This is a genomic window from Nocardia asteroides (genome assembly GCF_021183625.1).
Lineage (GTDB): Bacteria > Actinomycetota > Actinomycetes > Mycobacteriales > Mycobacteriaceae > Nocardia > Nocardia asteroides_A.
The window spans coordinates 3865141-3889457 of sequence record NZ_CP089214.1 but is presented as its reverse complement, the minus strand read 5'-3'; the positions used below and the strand labels follow the sequence as shown (position 1 = coordinate 3889457).

The following is a 24317-nucleotide window of genomic DNA, read 5'->3' as shown; positions in this document are numbered from 1 at the left end:
AAAATCCCCTCGACCCTGCTCGGTAAGCTGCTGACTCGTGGTTTCTCCGAAGTCCGACAGCCCGGCCGCCGCCGACCGGGACCGCCGAACCAGGCTGCTCGCCGCCGCCGCCGTGACGCTCGGCGCGCTCAGCCCGGTGCTGACCCCCCTCGGCGAGCTCTTCGCCGCCGGCGGCCACCGGCTCTACCTGGTCGGCGGCAGCGTGCGGGACGCGGTGCTCGGCAGGCTCGGCACCGACCTGGACTTCACCACCGACGCCCGTCCGGAGCAGGTGCAGGAGCTGCTGCGCGGCTGGGCCGACCACCTCTGGGACACCGGCGGCCTCGCCTTCGGAACGGTGAGCGCGGCCAAGGGCGACCAGCAGCTGGAGATCACCACCTTCCGCAGCGACAGCTACGACCGGGTCTCGCGCAACCCCGAGGTCACCTTCGGGGACACGCTCGAGGGCGACCTGGTGCGCCGCGACTTCACCGTGAACGCCATGGCGGTGCGGATCGCGGGCGACGGCTCGATGGAGTTCGCCGACCCGCTGGACGGCATGGCCGCGCTGCTCGCGGGTGTGCTCGACACCCCGGCCGCGCCGGAGGACTCCTTCGATGACGACCCGCTGCGGATGCTGCGCGCCGCGCGCTTCGTCTCCCAGCTCGGCTTCGCGGTGGCGCCGCGGGTGCGCACCGCGATGACCGCGATGGCGGGCGAGATCGACCGGATCACCGCCGAGCGGGTCCGCACCGAGCTGGACAAGCTGATCTGCGGCGCGCACCCGATCGACGGCATCGACCTCATGTGCGAGACCGGGCTCGCGGAGCGGGTGCTGCCCGAGGTGCCCGCCATGAAGCTGGAGATCGACGAGCACCACCAGCACAAGGACGTCTACTGGCACTCGCTCACCGTGCTGCGCCAGGCCGTCGACCTGGAGGAGGGCGACCCGGACCCGGTGCTGCGCTGGGCGGCGCTGCTGCACGACATCGGCAAGCCGGAGACCAAGCGCAACGAGCCGGGCGGCGGCGTCAGCTTCCACCACCACGAGGTGGTCGGCGCCAAGCTGGTGCGCAAGCGGATGAAGGCGCTGAAGTACCCGAAGCAGTTCACCGAGGAGGTGGCGCGCCTGGTCTACCTGCACCTGCGCTTCCACGGGTACGGCAAGGGGCAGTGGACCGACTCCGCGGTGCGGCGCTACGTCACCGACGCCGACGACCTGCTGCCCCGGCTGCACAAGCTGGTCCGCGCCGACTGCACCACCAGGAACAAGCGCAGGGCGGCCGCGCTGCAGGCCACCTACGACGAGCTGGAGCGGCGGATCGCCGCGCTGCGCGAGCAGGAGGACCTCGCCAGGGTGCGGCCCGACCTGGACGGCAACGCCATCATGGAGCTGCTCGGGATCGCCCCCGGCCCGGACGTCGGGCGAGCATGGCGCTTCCTCAAGGAGCTGCGGCTCGACCGCGGGCCGCTGGACCGGGCCGAGGCCGAGGCCGCGCTCGTCGCCTGGTGGAAGGGGCGGGACGGCTGATCAGAAGAGGATCAGCGCCGTCCCGGTGACGATGGCCGAGCGCATCTCCGCCAGGTCGAAGGAGGCGCTCACCGCGGGCACCTCGGCCTGGAAGCGCACCAGGTCGCCGTCGCGCGTTCCCCGCGTGACGCGGGCGTCGAAGGGGAGCTCGGCGAGTGGAACCGTGCTGGTGCCGAGCATTCGGCGCGGCACAGGGAGCCCGGACCAGCGCGCCTTGTGCACCTCGATGGTGAGCGCGCCGTCGCGGATCTCGGCGTCCACCCACGCGGTGATCCGGCGGCGCCGGTGCGTCGCCCGGATCCGGCCGTCCGGCTCGGCCGCCAGCGACCACTCCAGCTGCCTGGTGCCGAGCCACTCCAGCAGCGCGGCGGTGGTGACGGTGCCGGCCACCTCCACCCGGGCGGCGCGCAGCCGGGTCGGGACGCCGGGGACCAGCCGGACGCCGTGCGCGATCACGGTGACCGTCTCGATCGGGTGCCCGTCCCAGCGCAGCCCGGCGAGCACCGTCTTGGTCTGGAAGTGCGCCCCCATCCGGCGCACCTCGAGCACCTCGAGGGTGGCGTGCAGCTCGTGGCCGAGCACCGTGGCGTCGATCGCGCGGCCGCCGAAGCGGCTCAGGATGCCCTCGCTCAGCAGCGTCATCAGCACGTCGGGGAGCAGCGCGGTGACGGTGCCGGCGCCGAGATCGGCGACCGGGTCGACCCAGGCCGTCGTCGCCGCCACCCACTGGGTGGCCCAGGACTGGTCGAGCAGCTTCTTGCCCACGTCCATGGCGCGCAGCGGCGACCAGAGCGGAGGCACCGACCAGGATCTCGGATCGAATGTGGCCATGACCGATCCGAGCGTAGCCGCGCGACGTGAACGGGGGTATACCGCAGTGGCTTCGGGCACATGCCCGATCCGGCGCGGTGCCGCGGCCCCGGCTGCGATCCTGGACACTCCCCGCCTGCCATCGAGGAGGAGCGCCATGACCAGGGAACCGGCCTTCGACATCCGCCCGGCGGGCGAGACCGCGCTGCTGCTCACGCTCGCCGCGGGCGCCGACCCGATCGCGCTCGCCGAACACCTGGCCGCCCGCGCGGTGCCCGGCGTGCTCGAGCTCGTGCCCGCCGCCGAGACCGTGCTCGTCCTCGTGCGCTCGGCCGCGGCGCTGGAGCGGGTGGCTGGCGCGCTCGCCCGGATCGCAGCCGAACCGGGAGCTCATGTTTCCCGTGAAACCGCGCGCTCCGCCGACCCGCTCGAGGTGCCGGTGCGCTACGACGGCGCCGACCTGGACGCCGTCGCCGCCCACCTCGGGCTGACCACCGCCGAGGTGATCGCCGCGCACACCGGGGTGCTCTGGCAGTGCGCCTTCGTCGGCTTCGCGCCGGGGTTCGGGTACCTGCGCGCGCCGGACGGCAGGCTCGCCGTGCCGCGCCGGGACCGCCCGCGCACCGCCATCCCGGCGGGGTCGGTGGCGCTGGCGGGCGGGTACAGCGCCGTCTACCCGCGGGCGACGCCGGGCGGCTGGCAGCTCATCGGAAGTACCGACCTGGCGTTGTGGGACCTGGGCCGCGAGCCACCCGCGCTCGTCCACCCGGGCACCACCGTTCGCTTTGTCGCAACGCGCGCCGCAACGCGCGTTGCGGATACCGGTGAACCCGCAACCCCCGTGGTGCACGACCCCGCTGTGCTGGTCGAACGGGTCGGGCCGGCGGTCACCGTGCAGGATCTCGGCCGCCCAGGGTGGACCGATTCCGGGGTCGGGCACTCCGGCGCGGCCGACCCGGCGGCGCTCGCGCTGGCCAACCGGCTCGTCGGCAATCCGGAGGCGGCCGCGGCGCTGGAGGTGCTCGTCGGCGGGCTGGTGCTGCGCGCCCGCCGCCGGATCACCGTCGCCGTCACCGGGGCGCCGCTGCCCGCGACCGTGGACGGGGTGCCGGTGGGGCACGCGAGCGTGCTGGAGCTGGCGGCGGGGTCGGTGCTCGCGCTCGGCGTGACCGCGGTGGGGTTGCGCGGGTACGTCGCGGTGCGCGGCGGCATCGAGGTGCCCGCGGTGCTCGGCTCGCGCAGCCGGGACACCCTGGCCGGGCTCGGGCCGCGACCGGTGGCCGCGGGCGACGAGCTCCCGATCGGGCCGCCGCCGGCGGCGTGGCCGATCGTCGACCAGGCCCCGGTGTCGCCGCTGCCCGCCGCGCCGGTCCCGGTGCGGGTGCGGCCGGGGCCGCGGGACGGCTGGTTCGCCGACCCGGCCGCGCTCTTCGCCGGCGAGTGGCGGGTGACCGGCGACGTCGATCGGGTCGGGGTCCGGCTGGAGCGCAGCCGCGGCCCCGCGCTGCGGCGCGCGGTGACCACCGAGCTGCCCACCGAGGGGCTGCCGCTCGGCGCCATCCAGGTGCCGCCCGGCGGCGAGCCGGTGATCATGCTCGCCGACCACCCGGTGACCGGCGGCTACCCGGTGATCGGCGTGGTCGCCGCCGCCGACCTCGGCACCGTCGCCCAGCTGCGGCCGGGCACCGCCCTGCGCTTCCAGCCGCTGAACTGAGTCAGCGCGGCTCGTTCAGCCTGGCGTGCATCAGGTAGACGTTGTAGCTGTCCCAGGCCGAGAGCAGGAAGTACAGGTCCCCCCCGGTGGACCAGGGGTGGATGAAGCCGCCGTAGGTCTTGGGGTAGTCGGCGGTGGAGACCAGCGGCACCGCGTCGCTCCAGACGCCCTGCGGCTCCGCGGCGGTGCGCAGCACGATGGCGCCGGTCATCGAGTCCAGGTAGGTCATCTGCCACTGGCCGGAGGCGGCGTCGTGGCGCACCGAGAGCTCGCTGGCCATCCCGAGGAAGAGCGGCGTCGCCCGATTCTCCGCGGCCGGGGCCCAGCTGCCGTTCACCCAGTACTGGTAGGCGGATTTGTTCGCCACGTCGGCCTGCGCCACCCGGGCCAGCCCGGCCACGCCGATCCGGCCGTTCGGGGTGCCGAACATGTAGACGTAGTCGTCGTGCGGCACCATCGCCGCCACCTGGAATCGGCCGAGCCCGAAGAGGTTCTCCCACTTCGCGTGCTGGTCCTTGGTCCAGGTGCGGCCGCCGTCGTCGGACCAGGCCAGCCCGCCGTGGTTGGTCCACCACAGCCCGGGAATCCGGCTCCACCGGTTCACCGACATGTAGCTCAGGTACTGCCGCTCGCCGAGCGCGAAACCGGAGGTCGGGATGGTGGTCGTCTCCCAGTTCTTGATCTTGCGGCTGCCGAGCACCTCGGCGGCGTGGCACGGGCTGTCCTGCACCATCGTGTCGATGGTCATGCCGTCGGCCAGGTCGCGGTCGGTGCTGAAGCCGAGCACGTTGCTGCGCCAGTCCTCCTCCGGCGTGCCGACGCCGCCGGGGCCCCAGCCTTCGCCGAAGGTGTCGCCGAAGACGACGGCCACCTCGCCCGGCTTGCTCTCGTAGACGAATCCGAGGTCGGTGCCATCCACCGACCAGCGCATATCGGTGCGGTTCTCCGAGCCGGGGCCGGTCACCTGCCCGACCACCGAGACCTCGGCCACCGAGCGTGCGGCGACCGGTTTCGCGACCGGGCCCGGCTCGACGGGGTTCACCACCGGCGGCGGGGCGGGCTGCGGTTCGGGGCCGGGGCCGCCGGGCACCGGGATCGGAATGGGCTCGACCTCCGGTTTGATCACGACCCGGGGCAGCTTGATCGGCTCGCCCGAACCGGAACCCGAACCTGAACCGCTGGAACCCGCGCTGCCGGAGCCCGGTTTCTGCTGCGGTGCGGCGCCGGGGTGCGGGTCGGGATCGGTGCCGGTGGACGGCTCATCGGGGCGTACCGACCCGCGGACGTCCGGGCACGGGTTGTGGCACGGGTCGGCAGGCAGCGGGGGCTGGGCGACGCGGGTGTCGTTCTGCGGCGGGTCGGGCACCGGGACCGGGGTGAACTCCGGCCAGAGCACCGGGATCTCGATGACCTCCGGGATCTGGATCGGGGGTGCGGGCGGTGCGCTCGGGTCGGGGGCGCGGAGCAGCGGGTCGAACCCGGTCTCGCCGCAGCTGTTCACCGGCGGCGGCGCCCAGGGATGCGGCGCGGCCTGCGCGTTCGGCATGCCGAAGGCTCCGGCCAGTACCAGCGCGGACATCAGCGGTGCGCGCTTTCCGGCACGACCCATCTGCGGTGCACTCCTGTCGTCGAGCGGGATCCGAGGACGTGGAACGGCCGAGCAGCCACAACCTACCCGGAACCGGCGCCCGGCGTGCCGCGTCCAAGCCGGTATGAGCGAGATCGAGTACGTCTTCGGGACCGGCGACGGTGTGGTGCACGGCTGGTCGAGCCCGGCCGACCTGGCGCTCGGCGGGGCACTCGACGCGGTGCGGCTGGATTTCGACGGGGACGGGCTGCTCGACGACGCGCTCTGGGACGCCGATCGGGACGGCATCGCCGAGCTGTCCGCGCTCGATCTCACCGACGACGGGGTGCTCGACCACTTCTATACCGATCCGACCGGGCTCGGTACCTGGGATCACCAGGTCACCGGGGTGCCGGAGGACGCGGCGGCCGAGCCGCTCGGGTGGACGGTCCGGGGGGAGGCGGATGGCCGGGCTACCGCGCCTGCTTCGGCCGGGCCGGATATCTCCTGGCCGCCCGGCCCGTGTCTGCTCGCGCCGCAGGCCGAACCTCGGCCCGCGCCCGGCGGCCGGTGAGCAGGACGGCGGCGATCCCGGCGAGGTAGCAGCCGGCGCCCGCCAGCACGACCGGGAGTGAGCGCCCGTCGGCGGGCACCACCGTGGCGGTCGCGGCCAGCGCCAGCACGAAGGTGATGTTGAAGACGGTGTCCTGCAGGGCGAAGACCTGCCCGCGGTGCGTGTCATCGATATCCAGCTGCATGGTGGCATCGCCGGTGAGCTTGATCGTCTGCCCGGCCAGGCCGAGCAGGAAGGCGCCCGCGAGCAGCAGGTACTGGGCGCGCTGCGCGGCCGGCCCCGCCGCGGCGACCGCGATCGGCGTCACCAGCGTCAGCTGCACCACGGTCGCCAGCACCAGCCCGGCCAGCACCGTGCGCGGACGGCCGAGCCGCGGAATCAGCAGCGGGGTGAGCACCGCGGCGAGCAGCATGCCCGCCGCCGTCACGCCGATCGCCACCCCGAAGCCGAGCAGCCCGGAGCCGACGCCCGCCTCCCCCGAATCCGGTCGGCGCAGCACCAGCACCATGACCAGCGTGTTCATCCCGAAGACGACGCGGTGCGCGCCGATCCCGAACATCGCGGTGGTGACCTCCGGCGAGCGCCAGACCGCGACCGCCCCGGTCCGCAGCCCCGCCGCCACCGCCAGCAGATCGGCCCGCACGGCCCGCCGCCGCTGCGCACCCGCACCGATGTCGGCATCGCGCTCCGGCCCGGGGCGGCGATCGAGGTCGGCACCCGTGCTCGTTCCCGTGCCGAGGCCGAGTCCTGAAACGGGTCCGAACTCCGCACCCGGCCCGAGCCGGCCCGGCGGGAACCCCGCGACCAGCAGCGCACCGAGCAGCGGCCCGCTCCCGGCCACCGCCACCGCGATCGCCGACGCACTGTCCCCCGCCCCGAACGCACCGATCACCCCGACCGCCACCGCGGCACCGCCCGCCGCACACCCGGACGCCACCGTGGCCAGCACCGAGTTCATCGGCACCAGCAGCCGCGCGGGCAGCACGAGGGGCAGCGCCGCGGAGACCCCGGCGGAGACGAACCGGCTGATCCCGACCACCGCGAGCGCGCCGATCAGCAGCAGCTCCGACGAGGCCCCGCCGAGCAGGCTCAGGCTCACCGCGACGATGAGCAGCAGCCGCAGCAGGCTCGCGCCGAGCAACACCCTGCGCCGATCCCAGCGGTCGAGCAGCGCCCCCGCATAGGGCCCGATCAGCGAGTACGGCAGCAACAGCACCGCGAAACCGGCGGCGATGGCCGCCGGATCGGTCTCCCGCTCTGGGTTGAAGAGAATCGCGCCGGAGAGCGCGGCCTGGAACACCCCGTCGCCGAACTGCGCGGCGAACCGGACCAGCGACAGCCGCAGCGCCGCGGGGTGCGTGCGGACAGCCTGCACACCCGAACCCCACCGCTCCCGCACACCGGACACGGGGTGAGGTTACCGGTCACGGGCGATGGCACCGGTCACGAGGCGCGCGGCTCCTCGACGAGGGCCCGCACCGCCTCGCGGACGTCCTCCGCCATCGGCAGCCCGGAGAGCGATTCCGCGTCGATCCAGGCGTGGTCGTCGTGTTCGCCGGGGGCGAGCGATACCTCGCCCGGCTCGGTTTCCACCAGGAATCCGAATTTCCGCACCCGCGCCCGGCGCCTGGTCGCGTAGTCGGTGGCGCCGAGGTATTCGGTGATCCGGCGCAGCCGCAGCCCGGATTCCTCCAGCAGTTCCCTGGCTACCGATTCCGCGAATGTCTCGCCGGATTCCACCCCGCCGCCGGGCAGCTCGTACAAACCGCCGCGATAGTCGCCGGGCACCCGCCGGACCACCAGCAGTTTGTGTTCGCGGAACACCGCCACGCCGACCACGAAATCCGAAATCCCGTCACGCGCGGCGGTACCCCGGAGTTCGCGCTCCAACCGTTCGAGCACATCGGGTCGCATGGCCCGCCACCTCCGCTCACGTTGTGCCGCTCGGCATTCGGCGTTCCGCCGCGGCCGCGCGCCCCGCCCACCGGCGACCGTTCCCCCGCGCCGGTTCGTCCACTCTGCCGTATACCCGCGGCATCGGGCGAATCGCGCCCGGTTCGTCACGGTCCGTTCATGCGGCGGTCGTCCGCGTAAAGTCCGATGCGCCGGACTTTTCACGAGGAATTCGGGGAACCGCGACCACCGGTGCTCCTAACCTGAAGAAAGACCGAGAGGAGGGCGGGTGTCAACGCTCACCACACCGCACATCGACATCCATCGGGCCGGCGACCGAATGAAGACCCGAATCGCCTGGCTGGATTCCAAGCATTCCTTCTCCTTCGGCCCGCACTACGACCCGGAGAACACGCACCACGGGCTGCTGCTGGTGAACAACGACGACGTGGTGGCGCCGGGCCAGGGTTTCGAGACGCACCCGCACCGGGACATGGAGATCGTCACCTGGGTGCTGGAGGGCAGCCTGGTGCACCAGGATTCGCTCGGCCACAGCGGCGTCGTCTACCCGGGGCTGGCCCAGCGCATGAGCGCGGGCACCGGCATCCTGCACTCCGAGAAGAACGACTCCTGGCGCGCCGACCCGCGCTTCACCGCGCACGACGAGCCGGTGCACTTCGTGCAGATGTGGGTGGTGCCGGACGAGCCCGGGCTCACCCCCGGCTACCAGCAGCGCGAGATCGACGACGAGCTGGCCCGCGGCGGGCTGATCACGGTCGCCTCCGGCATGCCGAGGCACCGCGAGCACGCCGCCATCGCGCTGAACAGCTCGCACGCCGCGCTGCACGTGGCGCGGCTGGCGCCGGAGCAGACGGTGCAGCTACCCACCGCGCTGTACCTGCACGTCTTCGTCGCGCGCGGCGAGGTGACGATGGAGGGCGCGGGCCCGCTGGACGAGGGCGACGCGGTGCGCGCCACCCGCACCGGCGGCCAGCGGATCACCGCGCTGCGCCCGTCCGAGGTGCTGATCTGGGAGATGCACGCGCGGCTCGGCGCGGACTGAGCGTCGCCTGCCGGACATCTTTTCCCGGCATCATTAACATCCGATCCCCACCGGTGCGATTCCCCGGCGAGCGCATGCCGCACCGCACCGGTCCGGCGCACGGCCCCCGACCGAGAGGACAGCCATGTCGCACTACCCGCCCCCGGGCCAGTACCCGCCGTCCGGGCAGTACCCCCCGCCGCCCGGGCAGCCCGGCCAGCCCGGCTACTGGCAGGAGTCGCCCAAGGGCAAGGGGCTCGCGATCACCGCGCTGGTCCTCGGCATCATCGCGCTGCTCAGCTGCTGGACCCTGGTCGGCGGCATCCTGTTCGGCGTCTTCGCGATCATCTTCGGGCTGATCGCCGGGGTCAAGGCGCGGGCGGGCACCGCGGCGGGCGGCGGCATGGCGATCGCGGGCGCGCTGCTCGGCCTGGCAGGCATCGTGATCAGCGTGGTGCTCGGGCTGTTCTTCTGGAACATCTTCGAGGACGCGGGCTTCACCGACTTCGTCGACTGCGTCAGCAGCGCGGGCAACGACCAGGCCAAGGTGCAGCAGTGCGAGGACGAGTTCAACCAGAACGTCCAGGACCGGTTCAGCATCACCATCACCCCCGGCCCGACCAACTGACCCCACCCCGGAAGGCGGGTGCGTCGGCATACTGGAGGTGTGACCTCCGATGAACTCACCCGTCCTTCCGGTATCGATCTCAGCTACCTCGACGAGGGCGTGCGAGCGCAGGACGACCTGTTCACGCACGTCAACGGCAAGTGGCTGGCCGACTACGAAATCCCCGCCGACCGCGCCGTCGACGGCGCCTTCCGCACCCTGTACGACCAGGCCGAGCGGGACGTCAGGGCGATCATCCTGGAGGCCGCCGAGTCCGCGGCGCCCGCGGGCAGCGACGCCAGGCGGATCGGCGACCTCTACAGCAGCTTCCTGGACGAGGCCGCGATCGCTGCCGCCGGCGCCGGGCCCATCGCCGACGAACTCGCCGCGGTGGCCGAGGTCGCCGACCGCTCCGCCTTCGCGGCCCTGCTCGGCAGGGTGCAGCGCACCGGCGTGCGCGGCGCGGTCGGCGTCTACGTCGACACCGACGACAAGGATTCCACCCGCTACCTGGTGTACCTGACCCAGTCCGGGATCGGCCTCCCGGACGAGTCGTACTACCGCGGCGACGAGTACGCGAGCATCCGCGAGGAGTACGTCGCGCACATCGGCCGGATCTTCGCGGTCGCCGCCGCCGACGAGCGAGTGCGCCCGCTGCTCCCCGCCGACCTGGACGGCATCGGCACCCGCGTGCTGGAGCTGGAGCGCACCCTCGCCGCGGGCCACTGGGACGTGGTGCGCCGCCGCGACGCCAAGGCGAGCTACAACCCGACCACCCTCGCCGCGCTCGCCGCCGAGCACCCCGGCTTCGACTGGGCGGCCTGGACCGACGCGCTGACCGCCGGGCTGGACCGGCCGGGCGCGGAGGTCTTCGCCGAGCTGGTGGTGCGCCAGCCCTCCTACCTCGGCGCCTTCGCGGCCGCCTGGGCCGAGCTTCCGCTCGCGGACTGGCAGGCCTGGGCCGCCTGGCAGGTGCTGCGCGCCCGCGCCCCGTACCTCACCGACGAGCTGGTCGCGGAGAACTTCGCCTTCTACGGCCGCACCCTGACCGGCGCCACCGAGAACCGCGAGCGCTGGAAGCGCGGGGTCGCGCTGGTGCAGGAGCTGCTCGGCGAGGCGGTCGGCAAGCTCTACGTGGCCAGGCACTTCCCGCCGGAGGCGAAGGACCGGATGCTGGAGCTGGTCGGCAACCTGCAGGAGGCGTACCGGCGCAATATCGCCGAGCTGCCCTGGATGAGCCCGGAGACCAGGACCGCGGCGCTGGCCAAGCTGGAGAAGTTCACCCCGAAGATCGGCTACCCGGACAGCTGGCGGGACTACTCGGCCATCGTGATCGACCCCGCCGACCCGGTCGGCAACTACCGCCGCGGCTACGCCGCCGAGTTCGACCGCGACCTCGGCAAGCTGGGCGGCCCGGTCGATCGCGGCGAGTGGTTCATGACCCCGCAGACCGTGAACGCCTACTACAACCCCGGCCTGAACGAGATCGTCTTCCCGGCCGCCATCCTGCAGCCGCCGTTCTTCGACGTGCACGCCGACGACGCCGCCAACTACGGCGGCATCGGCGCGGTGATCGGCCACGAGATCGGGCACGGCTTCGACGACCAGGGCGCCGAGTACGACGGCGACGGCAACCTGGTCGACTGGTGGAGCGATGCCGACCGCGCCGAGTTCGGCATCCGGACCAAGGCGCTGATCGCCCAGTACGACGTGCTCTCCCCGCAGGCGCTGCCGGACGAGAACACGGTGAACGGCGAGTTCACCATCGGCGAGAACATCGGCGACCTCGGTGGCCTCTCGATCGCCCTGGCCGCCTACCGGATCTCGCTGAACGGCGCCGAGCCGCCGGTGATCGACGGCCTCACCGGGCTGCAGCGGGTCTTCTACGGCTGGGCCCAGGTGTGGCGCACCAAGGCGCGGCCGGAGGAGGCGATCCGCAGGCTCGCGGTCGACCCGCACTCCCCGCCGGAGTTCCGCTGCAATGCCGTCGTCCGCAATATCGACAGCTTCCACGAGGCGTTCGGGGTGCGGCCGGGCGACGGGCTCTACCTGGAGCCCGCCGAGCGCGTGCAGATCTGGTGAGAACGACGAACGCCCCCGGTCGCGAGACCGGGGGCGTTCGCCTGCAGGGGGACGGGCAGATCAGGGGTTCCAGTCGCCGAGGCCGTCGGCGCTGGAGAGGGTGCCGCCGTCGGTGTTCTGCACCACGACGGGATCGCCCTTCGTGGCGTTCTCGAAGAACCACCTGGCGTCCTCGGTGCTGAGGTTCAGGCAGCCGTGGCTCACATTGGCCCGGCCCTGCTGCCCCACCGACCACGGCGCCGCGTGCACGAAGATGCCGCTGTTGGAGATCCGGGTCGCGTACTCGACGTCGAGCTTGTAGCCCTCGGGGTCGGTGACCGGTACGCCGTAGGTGGAGGAGTCCATGACCATCGACTTCTGCCGATCGCCCACGTAGTAGATGCCGTTCGGCGTCTCGTGCTTGGGCTTGCCCATGGAGGTCGGCATCTCCCGGATCACCTCGCCGTTGCGAGTGACGGTGAGGGTGTGCGTGTTGTCGTCCGCGGTCGCGATGACGGCATCGCCGATCCGGAAGGCGCTGGTGGTGTCACCCGCCTTCACCGTGACGTCGATATTGGCGGGCCAGTAGTCGTTCGGCCGCCAGCGCACCTGCTGGTCCGAGCGCCAGTAGAAGTGCCCGGGGGTTTCGGTCGACGCGGTGACCTTGATGGCCCGCTCGGCGGCGGCGCGATCCCCGATCGGCTCCTTGAAGGTGATCGCGATCGGCTGCGCGACCCCGACCGTTTCGCCGTCGGCGATATTGATCGAGGGCGGCGCGAAGTTGGCCTGCGGCTCCGCGGGCGGGAGCACGGCGCCGTTACCGGAGCCGGTGTCGATCCCGGGGAACAGCGGCTCCGCCTGCGCGGGCGCGGCGATCAGGGCAGAGGCCGCCGCGATCGCCGCCGACAGCAGGATGCCTCGCCGGACCCGGCTCACGGTCCCGCTGCTCAGAGCGACATGCATAGGTTTCTCGTCCATTCCATCTCTGCACGCCCACCGGCGGAGCGCGCGCGTGTGCGCTGACGCCTGCCGGCGGATGAGATTCTTCGGTGACGCGGTGCCCGGTGAAGCGGCCCCGCACTGATGACGACCCGACCCTGGCGTCATTCCTACCGGGCTACCCCGGGTCGGGGCCAGTTCTCCCGGCGAGTCATAGCGCATAGCCGGAGTAGTGACTCAGGTCACTGTTCGGAATGGGGTGCCGGTGGCGTGGAGAAAGGTGCCGCTCATAGCGGTTGTGGATGAGGTGCGGGGCGGTCGCGGGCAATCTGGAATCACCCGCTACCCAAACTTTTCGGTGAGCTAAATCACTCAGAGGCAGGCTGTGCGGACGGTGCGTCCGAGGTGAGCCAGCGCCCGAACGGGGTCGCCAGGCAGCCACGGCCGGTGGCCGCGTCCCAGGCGAGCGCGGCGGTGCCGAGGCAGATCACCTCGCCCGTTTCGGTGCGCACCTGCGCGCGCGAGCCCTCCAGCGCGATGGTGACCGCCACCGGGCGGGCCGGGTCGGCGGCGGTGATCGTGGTCCGGGCGACGGCGTCGCTGCCGTAGCCGAGCGCGATCGGGATGCCGGTGCTCCCCTCGCTCACCCCGACGCCGCCCGCGGCGCCGATGCCGAGCGCCCTCGCGCCCGCCGCGGCGCTCGCGTAGCCGACGCCGTCCAGCCCGGCCGCGTGCGCCTGCCCGGAGGCGTCCGAGGAGGCGCGGCAGCCCGCCCCGCCCTCGATCAGGGTGACGTCGGCGCCGTTCGCCGAGGCGCAGCGCACCTGCGCGGCGGAGGCCGTTCCCGGCAGCAGGAACGAGGTGCCGACGGCGGCGGAGCAGACGATCGCGCTGATCAGCTTCATGTCGAGTCCCCTTTCGCCCCCGAGTCCACCTTACGCAGCCCCTGTCCGCGCGCCTCCACTCGACGCGCTGCCCCGGGATGGTGTAAGCATTGCTTGATATTTCCAGCATCGCTATGCCACTTCGGATTCATACGGGGGTACGAGTTCGGAGCGTTACAGGCTCGGGAGGACTGTTTCGTGTCTCGTCTCGTCGTTCGCCGTGTACTCACGGCCACCTTCGGCGCGGTCGCCGCGCTGACCCTCATCGGGTGTAGCTCCACCGTCACCGGGACGGCGCAGCCCGAGATCGGCAACGGCACCGTCGACGCCGTCTCCACCACGAGTACCCCGAAGCCGTCCGGCAAGCCCTCCAGCGGCAAGCCGACCCCGTCGAACAGCAACAACGGCGGCAACATCGATTTCGAGGCATCGATCGGCGACTGCGTGACGCTCGGCGGCACCATCAACGACGCCACCATCGCCAAGGCGTCCTGCGGTAGCCGCGCCTCCAACTACAAGGTCATCGGGAAGGCGCCGACCAGCACCGGCTGCATCGGTGACCGGGACAACTACTACGCCGAGACCGTCAACAGCGTGCAGACCGGGGCACTCTGCCTCGACATCGACTGGGTGGTCGGCGGCTGCATGGACGTCGGCGGCGACGACCCCAAGCGGATCGACTGCACCGAATCCGCCATCGAGGGCATCAAGGTCACCAACATCGTGCAGGGCACCGACGACGTGAGCGCCTGCAGCAGCGGCTCCGGGTTCAAGTACTCCGACCGCCGCTTCGTGGTCTGCGTCGAGGACCTGTAGGCGACACGCCCGACAAGAAAAGGAGCGGGTGGGCCGGTCGGCCCACCCGCTCCTTCTTTCTGTGCGACGGCTCAGATGGGGCGGAAGCCCGAGCCGATGCTGTTGCGACCGTTCAGGTCGTCCATGATCGTGGTCATGTTGGTGCCGACCTCGGGGCCGTAGCAGGCGAACGCCAGGTACGCGTTGACCATGCCGACCAGCTGGTTGCCGACCACCACCGGCGCGCCGGAGTCGCCCTCGACCACGCACATCTGCGACCAGGTCTCGATATTGGTGGCGAAGACGTCGCCCCAGGAGATGCCGCAGGTGTTGCCGGTGGTGCGGCCCTCCTTGCAGACGATCATCGGGAACGCGGCGGGCCCGCCGATGCCCGCGATGGTGACGTTGCCGACCCGGTTCACCGGGGTGACGCGGCCCGGCTGGAACTGGATGACGGCGTAGTCGAGGCGCGGGTCGGAGTGCACGAAGCTACCGACCACCCCGGCCCCGCGGTCCGCTTCGGCGTACACCTGTGCGCCGGGATCGCCGCAGTGGCCGGCGGTGATCCCGACCAGCCTGCCCGCGCCGTCGTAGCCAACGGTGGTGAGGGTGCACTCGAAGGCGTCGTCGATGACGATGCCGGAGCCACCGCCGAGCACCGGCGCGCCCGGCTGCGCCTGCGCGGCGCCCGCGACGGGCCCGAGCAGCGCCGCTCCGAGCGCGACGGTGCAGGCGGCGCGAACCACCGTGGCGAGTTTGCTGAACATGTCCCTCCAGATCTGCCGAAAGCCCGCACGATATCAATCGCGCGGACCCATCGTGTCAGTAATCGCGGCCGGGTGCGGCATCCTTCCGACGACCTGCGATTTCGACAGACGCCACGCCGTGTTTCTTCCATCCGGTGATAGCAGGTCGGCATGGCTAACCGGAACCCGCCGGTCCGCTCGTGGCCGAAGCGTGACCGCGGGGTCGCGCGGAAGGCTGATGGGAATTTGAATGAAACCTATTCGAGAAATAACACTCGTGCACTCGGGAAGCCCCGCTCATCGAGGTCTTTGTGAAACGTGTTCTTATTGGTTGGATACCGGAAGTCGGAAAATGTCCGGGGTGTTGTGACGATTCGTGGCCCGGTTCGTGCAGTGGCCGGTATCTATGACGCCAATCACAGGGGTGTGCTGTGTTCCGGGCTACCCCGTAGTAAGGTGCTCCGAGCGATGCAAGTCGTCGGAGCAGGTAACCGGCGTCGAGAAGGGGTTGGAACAGTGCAGTCGACCAAGAGTCCACCCACGGGGTCGCGGCTGAGTGGCGCGGTCGATTGGACAAAGGGGTACTGGGAAGATCACCCGAAGCGTTCGCTCGAGACCTTCGGCAGGCAGATCCTCATGGGGATTGCCGCGGTCGCCGAGTTGTTCGTCGCGATATTCCGCCGCCGTTTCCCGTTCGGGGAATTCGTCCGGCAATGCGCGTTCATGGCCAATGTCGCTGCCGCCCCGACGTTGCTGGTCGCCATTCCGATCGGCGTGATCGTCTCGATTCAGGTCGGCGCGGTCGCCGGGCAGGTCGGTGCGACGTCGTTCATCGGCGCGGCCAACGGCCTCGGCATCATCCAGCAGGGCGCCCCGCTGGTCACCTCGATCATGATCGCGGGCGCGGTCGGCTCGGCCATCTGCGCCGACCTCGGCTCGCGCACCATCCGCGAGGAGATCGACGCCATGAAGGTGATGGGCGTGGACCCGATGCGCCGCCTGGTCGCGCCGCGGCTCGGCGCGGCCATGCTGGTCAGCCTGCTGCTCTGCGGCTTCGTCGTCTTCGTCGGCTTCCTGACCGGCTACATCTTCAACATCTTCGCGCAGGACGGCACGCCGGGCAGCTACGTCGGCACCTTCTCCTCGTTCGCGGTGACGAGGGACCTGCTCGTCGCCCTGGTCAAGTCGACGATCTTCGGCCTGCTCGCGGCGATCATCGCCTGCGACACCGGGCTGAACACCCGCGGCGGCCCCGGCGGCGTCGCGAACTCCGTGAACTCCGCGGTGGTCAGCTCGGCGATCATGCTCTTCGGCGTCAACCTGATCATCACGCAGATCTACAACGCAATCTTCCCCCCACAGGTGGTCTGAGCCGGTGTCGTCGACATATGTGCCGCCGCTGCTGCGGCCGCTGAACCAACTGAAGCGCACCGCCAAGGCCCCGGTCGACATGCTCGGCCGCCTCGGCCACCAGGTGTTCTTCTTCCTGCGCGCGCTCGGCTCGATCCCGCTCGCGCTGCGCCAGTACCCCAAGGAGGTCTGGCGGCTGCTCTCCGACGTCACCTGGGGCAACGGCAACCTGATCGTCGGCGGCGGCACCATCGGCGTCGTGCTGATCCTGAGCGCGTTCGGCGGCATGACCGTCGGCATCCAGGGCCACACCTCGCTGAACCTGCTCGGCCTCAGCCCGATCACCGGCGCCATCTCGGCCTTCGCCACCACCCGCGAACTCGGCCCGCTGCTCGCCTCGCTCGCCTTCGCCGCGCAGGCAGGCTGCCGGTTCACCGCCCAGCTCGGCGCGATGCGGATCTCCGAGGAGATCGACGCGCTGGAGTCGGTGGCCATCCGCCCGCTGCCCTACCTGGTGAGCACCAGGATCTTCGCCGCGATCCTGGCGATCGTCCCGCTCTACTGCCTCGGCCTCGCCATGGCCTACGTCTCCTGCGCCATGACCGTGCAGCTGATCGGCGGCACCGCCAGCGGCACCTACCAGCACTACTTCTACCAATTCCTGATCCCGACGGACGTGCTGTACTCGCTGCTCAAGGCGATCATCTTCGTCGCGATCACCACCTTCATCCAGTGCTACTACGGCTTCTTCGCCTCCGGCGGCCCCGAGGGCGTCGGCGTGGCGGCGGGCCGCGCGATCAAGATGTGCATCATCGTGGTGGTGTTCGCCGATCTGTTCATGACGTTGGCCATCTGGGGCGTCAACCCCGGAATCCGGATCTCGGGGTAGGCGATGATCATCGATCCCAGTGGGCGCGGGCCCACCGTCAGGCAGATGCTGATCGCGGGCGGCTGCGGGCTGCTCGTCTTCGCGCTGCTCCTGGTCTTCCTGATGGCGCGCTACCAGGGCTATTTCGTCTCGAAGGTGAACGTGGTCGCCAACCTGACCACCACCGGTGACGGGCTGCCCGCCGAGGCGGACGTGAAGTTCCGCGGCGTGCTGGTCGGCACCGTCGACGATGTCGAGGTCGCGGCCCGCGGCGAGTTGCAGAAGGTGCAGATCGAGCTGAACCCGGACTTCGCGAGCGGCATCCCGGCGAACGTCACCGCGCGGGTGGTTCCGTCCAACCTCTTCGCCGTCACCTCGGTCGAGCTGGTCTTCAACGGCCCCTCCGACGAGTACCTGACCGAGGGCGCGCAGATCGAGGAGGACCGCAGCAAGGGCACCATCGCGCTGCAGGACACCCTGACCACCGTGCGCAACATCCTGAACGAGATCGACCCGGTGCAGTTCGGCCGGGTGCTCGGCACGCTCTCGCAGGCGCTGGACGGCAGCGGCCGGATGCCCGGCTCCACCATCGAGCGCGTCGACCGCTGGCTGACCGGCGTGGATCAGTCGATCCCGAACCTCGGCGTCATGCTGAACGACTTCTCCTCGTCCTTCCGCGCGCTGAACGAGTCGGCGCCGGAGCTGGTGAACGTGCTCGGCAGCTCGGTGCAGACCGCGACGACCATCTCCGACCGCAGGTCGCAGCTGGTCGCGCTGATCACCGGCGCCGGCGGCACCTTCGACACCATCAACAACCTGTTCGCGCAGAACCCGGATGTCGGCAAGCAGGTCACCGCGGGGACGAGCAGCATGTTCGGCTCGCTCGCCTCCGACCCTGCCTCGGTCACCCAGGCGATCGTGAACCTGAACCGCTCGATGCAGAAGCTGAACACCGTCTTCCGCTGGGGGCCGCAGCAGCAGATGGTCTGGAACATGGGCATCACCTTCACGCCCTACCAGCCGAACACCGTCGCGGACTGCCCGCGCTACGGCGACCTGGCCGGCCCGAGCTGCTTCACCGCACCCGCGGTCGCCGAGATCCCGCCGCTGCCGGAGTCGCTCGCGCCGCGCAGGCTGGACGCCGCGGCGGGGCTGCCGCCGCTGGTGCAGCTGCCCGGGATGCCGGTGCTGCCCGGCATCACCACCCCGTCCGCCCCGCTGCCCGCCGCGGGCGCCGCGCCGGTGCCGTTCGCCGGAACCCCGCTGGAGGGCCTCTTCCCGATGCTGCCGCCGCTGCTCGGTGCTCCCGCCCCCGGCCCCACCCCGGCCCCCGCCGCACCCGCGGAACCTGTCGCACCCGCCGAGCCGGCCGCGGCTCCGGCGGAGCCCATCGCCTACACCGGCGATGCCGCGATCACCAGGTACCTCGGCAGGCAACCCACCGCGGCGGAGTACCTGCTGCTCGGTTCGATCACGAAGGGGATGACGTTGACCACCAGCGGTGACAGCCGATGAGCATCCGCAAGCCGCTCATCGGATTCAGCCTCTTCGCCATCGTCTCGATCTTGGTCACCGTGCTCGTCTGGAACACGCTGGCCCGGGTCGTCGAGGGCGAGACCAACACCTTCACCGCCACCTTCTCCGACGTGCTCGGGCTCAAGAAGGGCGACGACGTCCGGATGGCAGGCGTCCGGGTGGGCAAGGTCGAGAAGATCGACCTTGACACCAACAACGACGCCAGGGTCACCTTCGTGCTGCAGCGCGACCAGACCATCTTCGACGACACCAAGGCGCTGGTCAGGTACCAGAACCTGATCGGCCAGCGCTACATCGCGCTGGCGCCGGGTGATTCGCCGAGCTCGCAGCCGCTGAAGAGCAACGGCACCATCCCGCTGGAGCTGACCGAGCCGTCGTTCGACATCTCGGCGCTGCTCAACGGCTTCCAGCCGCTCTTCCAGGTGCTGCAGCCGGAGCAGGTGAACCAGCTCTCGGAGACCTTCATCCAGGCGCTGCAGGGCGACGGGGTCTCGCTGAGCGCCTTCATCACCCAGGCGGCCACGCTGGCCACCGACTTCCAGCGCCGCGATGCCATCCTGACCGACGTGATCACCAACCTCTCCGGCGTGATGTCGGGGCTCGCCAAGCGAGGTGACGAATTGGAGACGCTGGTGACCCAGACCAGGGCACTGATCGGCGGGCTGTACGACCAGGGCCAGAGCCTGCAGCAGTCCACCGTGCAGATCGCCGACGCCGCCGAGGCGCTCGTCGGCATGGTCGGCACCATCCAGCCCAAGCTGCTGGCGGCGCAGAACTCCACCAGCGCCGCGCTGACCCTGCTGATCGCCAACGGCCCGGTCCTCGACCAGGCCGCGGTCGACCTGCCCGGCGTGCTCTCCAACGCGGGCAGCTTCGTCTCCGAGGGCAGTTACGCCAACGCCTACCTCTGCGGCCTCGACGTCTCGCTGTACGGCGTGCTCTTCCCGCGCGGGTTGTTCTCGCAGATCGGCGGCAACGGGCATTCGGCGGTGTGCAGGCCGTGATCGCGAAACTCCGCTCCCGCTTCGAGAGCAACCGCTACTTCTGGCTCGGCGTCCTCGGCGCCCTCGTCATCGTGCTGCTGCTGATCGTCTCCAGCTCGTTCCGGATGCTCGGCGTCGGCGACCGCTCGCTCCAGATGGAGTTCGCGCAGGCCGCCGGCATCCGGGTCGGTGACCGGGTGAACGTGGCCGGCGTCGCGGTCGGCACCGTCACCGGCGCCGAGCTCGACGGCGACCACGTGGTGATCAGCGCCAACGTGGACCGGAGTGTCGACTTCGGCCCGGACGCGCGGGCCTCGATCAAGATGGCCACCCTGCTCGGCGCCCGCTACGTCGACGTCGAGCCGGGCGACGGCAGCGGCCTCCCGGACGACCGGATCCCGCTCTCCAACACCGCGGTCCCGTACAACCTGGCCGACGTGGTGCAGATCGGCACGCCCAAGTTCGAGGAGCTGGACACCGTCAAGCTGGCCGAATCGCTGGACCTGGTGAACAAGCAGCTCGGCGACTCGCCGCAGCTGGTGGTGCAGGCGTTGGACAGCGTCGGCGCGCTGGCCAAGGTGATGGATGCGCGCAAGGTCGAGGTCGACCAGCTGCTCAAGGACATGGACCGGGTCACCCAGCTGCTCGCGGACAACCGCAACAGCGTGCTGCTGGTGATCACCCAGGGCGAGGCGATCGCCGCACGGGTGATGGAGCGGCAGGGGCTGCTGCGCCAGCTGCTCGACAATGTCGCCGCGCTGACCAGGCAGCTGCAGGAGATCGGCGCCGAGAACGACAACCAGCTCGGCCCGACCATCGAGCAGTTGAACGTCATGGCCGACGGTCTGCAGAAGAACAAGGACAACCTGGACCGGCTGCTCAGCATCATGCCGCCGTCGATCCGCTACCTCACCAACGCGTGGGGCAACGGCAACTACGCGGAGGTCGGGCTGCCGTGGCTGTTCCCGGACAACTGGCTCTGCTTCGCGCAGGCGATCGAGGGGTGCGAGGGATGAGGATTCCGTTCCGCTTCGGCAGCAGGGCCGGAGGTCGAGCGCTTCGCGGCGCGCTGCTCGGCGGCACCGCGCTCGCGCTGGCGAGCTGCTCGCTGCTGCCCAGCTCGGTGAACAACGCCATCGGCAACACCATCGAGATCACCGCCGACTTCGAGAACATCGCCGGCATGTACGAGGGCAACCCGATCCGGGTGCTCGGCATCGATGTCGGCAAGGTGGACAAGATCATCCCGCGCGGCACCTACGTCGAGGTGCACATGTCGCTGGAGTCCGGGGAGAAGTACCCGGCCGAGGCGATCGCCGCGGTGGTCTCGCCCTCCATCGTCACCGACCGGCACATCGAGCTGACCCCGCCCTACACCGGCGGCGACGAGCTGGCCGACGGCGACCACCTGCCGCTCTCCCGGACCAGGACCCCGGTCGAGCTGGACACGATGATCAAGACCATCGACCAGTTCGCCGCCGCGCTGAAGCCGCAGCCGGGGCAGGAGGGGGTCGGCCCGCTCTCCGGCCGGGTGCTCTACCCCATGCTGGACGGCCAGGGCGAGAAGCTGCGGGACACGCTGAACGCGCTCTCCGGCGCGCTCAAGGTCGGCGTGGACAACAGGGACGCCGTCTCCACCATCATCATCAAGCTCAACGACCTGACCACGATGCTGGCCCAGAACGACCAGTCGGTGCGTGGTTTCAGCAGCCAGGTCACCCAGATGACCGGGCTGCTCGCCGAGCAGGCCCCCGGGTTGCAGGCCACGCTGCAGCAGCTGCAGGACTTCCTGGCCAACACCAGCGGGGTCTTCACCCAGTACCAGGACCAGCTGGAGGGCAGCCTCGTCGGGCTCACCAACGTCACCCAGCAGCTGCGCGACAACGCCGCCGGGCTGATCGAGGTGGTCGACGTCGCGCCCATGCTGCTGCAGAACATCGACATGACGATGAACCGCGAGCAGGGCTTCATCCGGCTGCACGGGCTGATCGGCACCGCGCTCTCCGGCGAGGTGATCAGCATCTTCTGCCAGCGCATCCAGATGCGCGCGGATGGCTGCCGGACCGGGAACATGCAGGACTTCGGCCCGGACTACGGGCTGACCGCCGCACTGCTCGGACTGACGAAATGACGCGCCGCATGATCGGAGTGCGCCGCACGGCGCTCGCCGTCACCGCCGCCGCGACGGTGGCGCTGCTCACCGGCTGCGGCATCTCGGTGGAGAACGTGCCGCTGCCCAAGCCGGGCGCCTCCGGCGACACCTACACCCTGCGCGCGGTCTTCGAGAACGCGCTGAACCTGCCGGACCAGGCCAAGGTGAAGATCGGCGGCTCGGACGTCGGGGTGGTCTCCGACATCTCGACCAAGAACTTCCAGGCCTTCGTCGACATGCAGATCCGCTCGGACATCGAGCTGCCCGAGGGCACCACCGCCGAGCTGCGCCAGGCCACCCCGCTCGGCGACGTCTTCGTCGCGGTCTCCAAACCGGTCGCGCCGCCCGGAACGCCGACCCTGAAGGACGGCGCCACGCTGCCGATCGAGGCCACATCGGCCGGCGCCACCGTTGAGGAGCTGCTCGTCTCGGTCTCCATGCTCTTCAACGGCGGCGGCATCGCCAGCCTGACCAGGCTCGGCACCGAGCTGGACTCCATCGTCGGCGGCCGCGGCGAGCAGCTGGCGCACCTGATCACCGAGATGACCGGTGTCGTCGGCAGCCTGAACGACAACAGCACGCGGATCGACAGCGTGCTCGGCGAGTTCGGCGCGCTCTCCAACACCCTGGAATCGCGCCGCGGCGAGCTGGGCCAGGTGGCGGACACACTGCCGCAGATGATCGGCGCCATCGCGGAGAACAACCGGGCGCTCGGCGACTTGCTACAGCGCATCGCGGTGACCAGCGCGGCGCTCGGCGACTACGCGAACACCTCCGGCGGCGACCTGGCCTCGCTGCTGGACAACCTGAGCAACCTGATGGACGCGCTCGCCGCCACCGGCGACGATTTCGGCGCCGCCATGGAGCAGCTGCACCTCATCGCGCCGAAGGTGGACGCCAGCTTCCGCGGCAAAACCCTCGCCGTCTTCGCCACCGTCTCCAACCTGGACATCGGGCTGCTCACCGACCCGCCGAACAGCAAGCTGCCGGACCAGACCGACCTGAACGATTTCGTCGGCAGCTTCATCCAGGTGCTGCAGGTGGTCCAGAGCCGGGTGAACGGAGCGCCGCGATGAACCTGCTGCGGAACAAACTGGTGCTCTCCGGGATCGGGCTGGTGCTCGTGCTGATCGCGGGCGCCACCTACCTCGCGATCGGCGTGATGCGGGTGAACCCGCTGCGCTCGGAGTACACCGTCACCGTCTACCTGGACCGCTCCGGCGGGTTGCAGCCGGGCAACGACGTCACGCTGCGCGGCTTCCGGATCGGCAAGGTCGAGGACATCACGCTCACCGACCGCGGCCAGCTGATCGCGGCGAAGGCGACCATCGACAGCCGGTACCCGATCCCGGTGGACACCGCCATCTCGGTGCAGGCGCTCTCCGGCGCGGGCGAGCAGTACATCGACTTCCGCCCGGCCACCGACTCCGGGCCCTACCTGGCCGACGGCGCCGAGATCCGCTTCGACCCGGAGAAGATCAAGACCCCGACTCCGGTGTGGCAGGTGCTGGACAACTCCAGCGCGCTCATCGCGCAGGTGGATCCGAAGAAGTTCGGCACCATCCTGGCCCAGCTCGACATCGCGCTCAGCGGCGGCCCCGACCAGCTGCGCGGCATGATCAACGGGCTCAGTTTGGCCGCGGCCGGGCTCGACTCGCTGCTGCCGCAGACCACCAACCTGATCGCCAACCTGCAGACCATCGCGGCGACCACCTCGAACGCGCAGCCGGACCTGGCCACGCTGACGGCGAACTCGGGCGAGCTCTTCACCCAGTTCAACAACGCCGACGCCGAGCTCAAGGCGCTGCTCGACCAGTCGCCGCAGTACTTCAGCGACCTCGGCGCGGTGCTCAGCGACACCACCGACCCGATCACCGGGCTGGCGACCAACTTCGTCGCGATCACCCGCGGTGCGCAGCTGCGCACCCCCGCGCTCAGCGCGCTCTTCCCGTCGCTCGCGCTCGGGCTGGACGCGCTCGGCGTGCCCGCGCACGACGGCGAGTTCCACACCATCGTCGACATCTGGCCCCGGCCGACCTGCTACTACCAGTCGGACTACCTCAAGCCGGAGATCATCGTCGACGACACCCTGCCGCGCTGGAACTACTGCGTGAACCCGCCGCCCGGCCAGCAGATCCGCGGCGCCGCCAACGCGCCGCGCCCGGATGTGCCGAACAACGGCGCCTACATCCCGCCGGGAGTCGATCCGAACGAGCGCACGCTCCCTCCCGTGCGCTGAGCGGGCATACTCGCGGCAGTACGACCGAAGCGGCGCGCCAGCGCCGG

Annotated in this window: 22 protein-coding genes; 15 read left to right on the top strand and 7 right to left on the bottom strand. The window is 70.8% G+C overall.

All coding sequences use genetic code 11. The features are described 5' to 3' along the window. The first annotated feature begins 37 nt into the window (after window positions 1-37). Complete coding sequence (locus tag LTT61_RS18475; RefSeq protein ID WP_233015346.1) at window positions 38-1510, top strand: CCA tRNA nucleotidyltransferase; 1473 nt, start codon at window positions 38-40, stop codon at window positions 1508-1510. On the opposite strand, the gene LTT61_RS18470 is transcribed toward LTT61_RS18475, so the two are convergent. Next, window positions 1511-2341: a hypothetical protein gene (locus tag LTT61_RS18470; RefSeq protein ID WP_233015345.1), complete on the bottom strand. Its 831-nt coding sequence runs from the start codon at window positions 2339-2341 to the stop codon at window positions 1511-1513. Window positions 2342-2477: 136 nt separating this feature from the next. Between LTT61_RS18470 and LTT61_RS18465 the strand changes: the two genes are divergently transcribed. After that, window positions 2478-4034 carry an urea amidolyase family protein gene (locus tag LTT61_RS18465; protein ID WP_233015344.1) on the top strand — a complete coding sequence of 519 codons (1557 nt, stop codon included), beginning with the start codon at window positions 2478-2480 and terminating at the stop codon, window positions 4032-4034. Between the two features lies 1 nt (window position 4035). On the opposite strand, the gene LTT61_RS18460 is transcribed toward LTT61_RS18465, so the two are convergent. Further along, entirely contained in the window at window positions 4036-5643 is a 1608-nt protein-coding gene (locus LTT61_RS18460; protein ID WP_233015343.1) for a DUF4185 domain-containing protein, read from the bottom strand. A gap of 103 nt (window positions 5644-5746) precedes the next feature. Between LTT61_RS18460 and LTT61_RS32970 the strand changes: the two genes are divergently transcribed. After that, window positions 5747-6175: a hypothetical protein gene (locus LTT61_RS32970; RefSeq protein WP_233015342.1), complete on the top strand. Its 429-nt coding sequence runs from the start codon at window positions 5747-5749 to the stop codon at window positions 6173-6175. On the opposite strand, the gene LTT61_RS18450 is transcribed toward LTT61_RS32970, so the two are convergent. Beyond that, window positions 6075-7583: a hypothetical protein gene (locus tag LTT61_RS18450; protein ID WP_420094660.1), complete on the bottom strand. Its 1509-nt coding sequence runs from the start codon at window positions 7581-7583 to the stop codon at window positions 6075-6077. The genes LTT61_RS32970 and LTT61_RS18450 overlap by 101 nt on opposite strands. Window positions 7584-7618: 35 nt before the next feature. Continuing rightward, entirely contained in the window at window positions 7619-8089 is a 471-nt protein-coding gene (locus tag LTT61_RS18445) for an NUDIX domain-containing protein (protein ID WP_233015341.1), read from the bottom strand. 268 nt (window positions 8090-8357) lie between these two features. Between LTT61_RS18445 and LTT61_RS18440 the strand changes: the two genes are divergently transcribed. From LTT61_RS18440 to LTT61_RS18430, 3 genes are all read left to right on the top strand, one after another. Next, the gene (locus tag LTT61_RS18440) at window positions 8358-9131 is read left to right on the top strand and encodes a pirin family protein (protein ID WP_233015340.1); all 774 of its coding nucleotides are present in this window, start codon (window positions 8358-8360) and stop codon (window positions 9129-9131) included. A 124-nt stretch (window positions 9132-9255) separates the two neighbouring features. Further along, the gene (locus LTT61_RS18435; RefSeq protein ID WP_233015339.1) at window positions 9256-9738 is read left to right on the top strand and encodes a DUF4190 domain-containing protein; all 483 of its coding nucleotides are present in this window, start codon (window positions 9256-9258) and stop codon (window positions 9736-9738) included. A 39-nt stretch (window positions 9739-9777) separates the two neighbouring features. Continuing rightward, window positions 9778-11799 (top strand): M13 family metallopeptidase, encoded by a 2022-nt coding sequence (locus LTT61_RS18430; RefSeq protein ID WP_233015338.1) that lies wholly within the window; start codon window positions 9778-9780, stop codon window positions 11797-11799. Window positions 11800-11859: 60 nt separating this feature from the next. On the opposite strand, the gene LTT61_RS18425 is transcribed toward LTT61_RS18430, so the two are convergent. Continuing rightward, entirely contained in the window at window positions 11860-12741 is an 882-nt protein-coding gene (locus tag LTT61_RS18425) for a L,D-transpeptidase (RefSeq protein ID WP_233015337.1), read from the bottom strand. 344 nt (window positions 12742-13085) lie between these two features. Then, window positions 13086-13622, bottom strand: coding sequence for a DUF6764 family protein (locus tag LTT61_RS18420; protein WP_233015336.1), 537 nt, complete (start codon window positions 13620-13622; stop codon window positions 13086-13088). A gap of 177 nt (window positions 13623-13799) precedes the next feature. On the opposite strand from LTT61_RS18420, the gene lppU reads away from it, so the two are divergent. Beyond that, complete coding sequence (gene lppU / locus LTT61_RS18415) at window positions 13800-14417, top strand: LppU family putative lipoprotein (RefSeq protein WP_233015335.1); 618 nt, start codon at window positions 13800-13802, stop codon at window positions 14415-14417. A 71-nt stretch (window positions 14418-14488) separates the two neighbouring features. On the opposite strand, the gene LTT61_RS18410 is transcribed toward lppU, so the two are convergent. Further along, entirely contained in the window at window positions 14489-15163 is a 675-nt protein-coding gene (locus tag LTT61_RS18410; RefSeq protein ID WP_233015334.1) for a S1 family peptidase, read from the bottom strand. 495 nt (window positions 15164-15658) lie between these two features. Between LTT61_RS18410 and LTT61_RS18405 the strand changes: the two genes are divergently transcribed. Genes LTT61_RS18405 through LTT61_RS18370 form a run of 8 tightly spaced genes read left to right on the top strand, consistent with a single transcriptional unit; the run spans window position 15659 to window position 24270 of the window. After that, window positions 15659-16513, top strand: a complete 855-nt coding sequence (locus LTT61_RS18405; protein ID WP_233021072.1) for an MlaE family ABC transporter permease — start codon at window positions 15659-15661, stop codon at window positions 16511-16513. 4 nt (window positions 16514-16517) lie between these two features. Beyond that, complete coding sequence (locus tag LTT61_RS18400; protein ID WP_233015333.1) at window positions 16518-17381, top strand: MlaE family ABC transporter permease; 864 nt, start codon at window positions 16518-16520, stop codon at window positions 17379-17381. A gap of 3 nt (window positions 17382-17384) precedes the next feature. Further along, the gene (locus LTT61_RS18395; protein ID WP_233015332.1) at window positions 17385-18875 is read left to right on the top strand and encodes an MlaD family protein; all 1491 of its coding nucleotides are present in this window, start codon (window positions 17385-17387) and stop codon (window positions 18873-18875) included. After that, window positions 18872-19900: an MCE family protein gene (locus LTT61_RS18390; RefSeq protein ID WP_233015331.1), complete on the top strand. Its 1029-nt coding sequence runs from the start codon at window positions 18872-18874 to the stop codon at window positions 19898-19900. The genes LTT61_RS18395 and LTT61_RS18390 overlap by 4 nt, the downstream gene beginning before the upstream one ends. After that, a complete protein-coding gene (locus LTT61_RS18385; protein ID WP_420094659.1) occupies window positions 19897-20895 on the top strand; it encodes an MCE family protein in 999 nt (332 codons plus the stop codon). Before LTT61_RS18390 ends, LTT61_RS18385 begins: the two co-directional genes overlap by 4 nt. Next, on the top strand, window positions 20892-22010 hold the full coding sequence (locus LTT61_RS18380) for an MCE family protein (RefSeq protein ID WP_233015330.1): 1119 nt from the start codon (window positions 20892-20894) through the stop codon (window positions 22008-22010). Before LTT61_RS18385 ends, LTT61_RS18380 begins: the two co-directional genes overlap by 4 nt. A gap of 8 nt (window positions 22011-22018) precedes the next feature. Further along, entirely contained in the window at window positions 22019-23107 is a 1089-nt protein-coding gene (locus LTT61_RS18375) for an MCE family protein (RefSeq protein WP_233015329.1), read from the top strand. Continuing rightward, window positions 23104-24270: an MlaD family protein gene (locus LTT61_RS18370; protein ID WP_233015328.1), complete on the top strand. Its 1167-nt coding sequence runs from the start codon at window positions 23104-23106 to the stop codon at window positions 24268-24270. The genes LTT61_RS18375 and LTT61_RS18370 overlap by 4 nt, the downstream gene beginning before the upstream one ends. Window positions 24271-24317 lie beyond the last annotated feature (47 nt).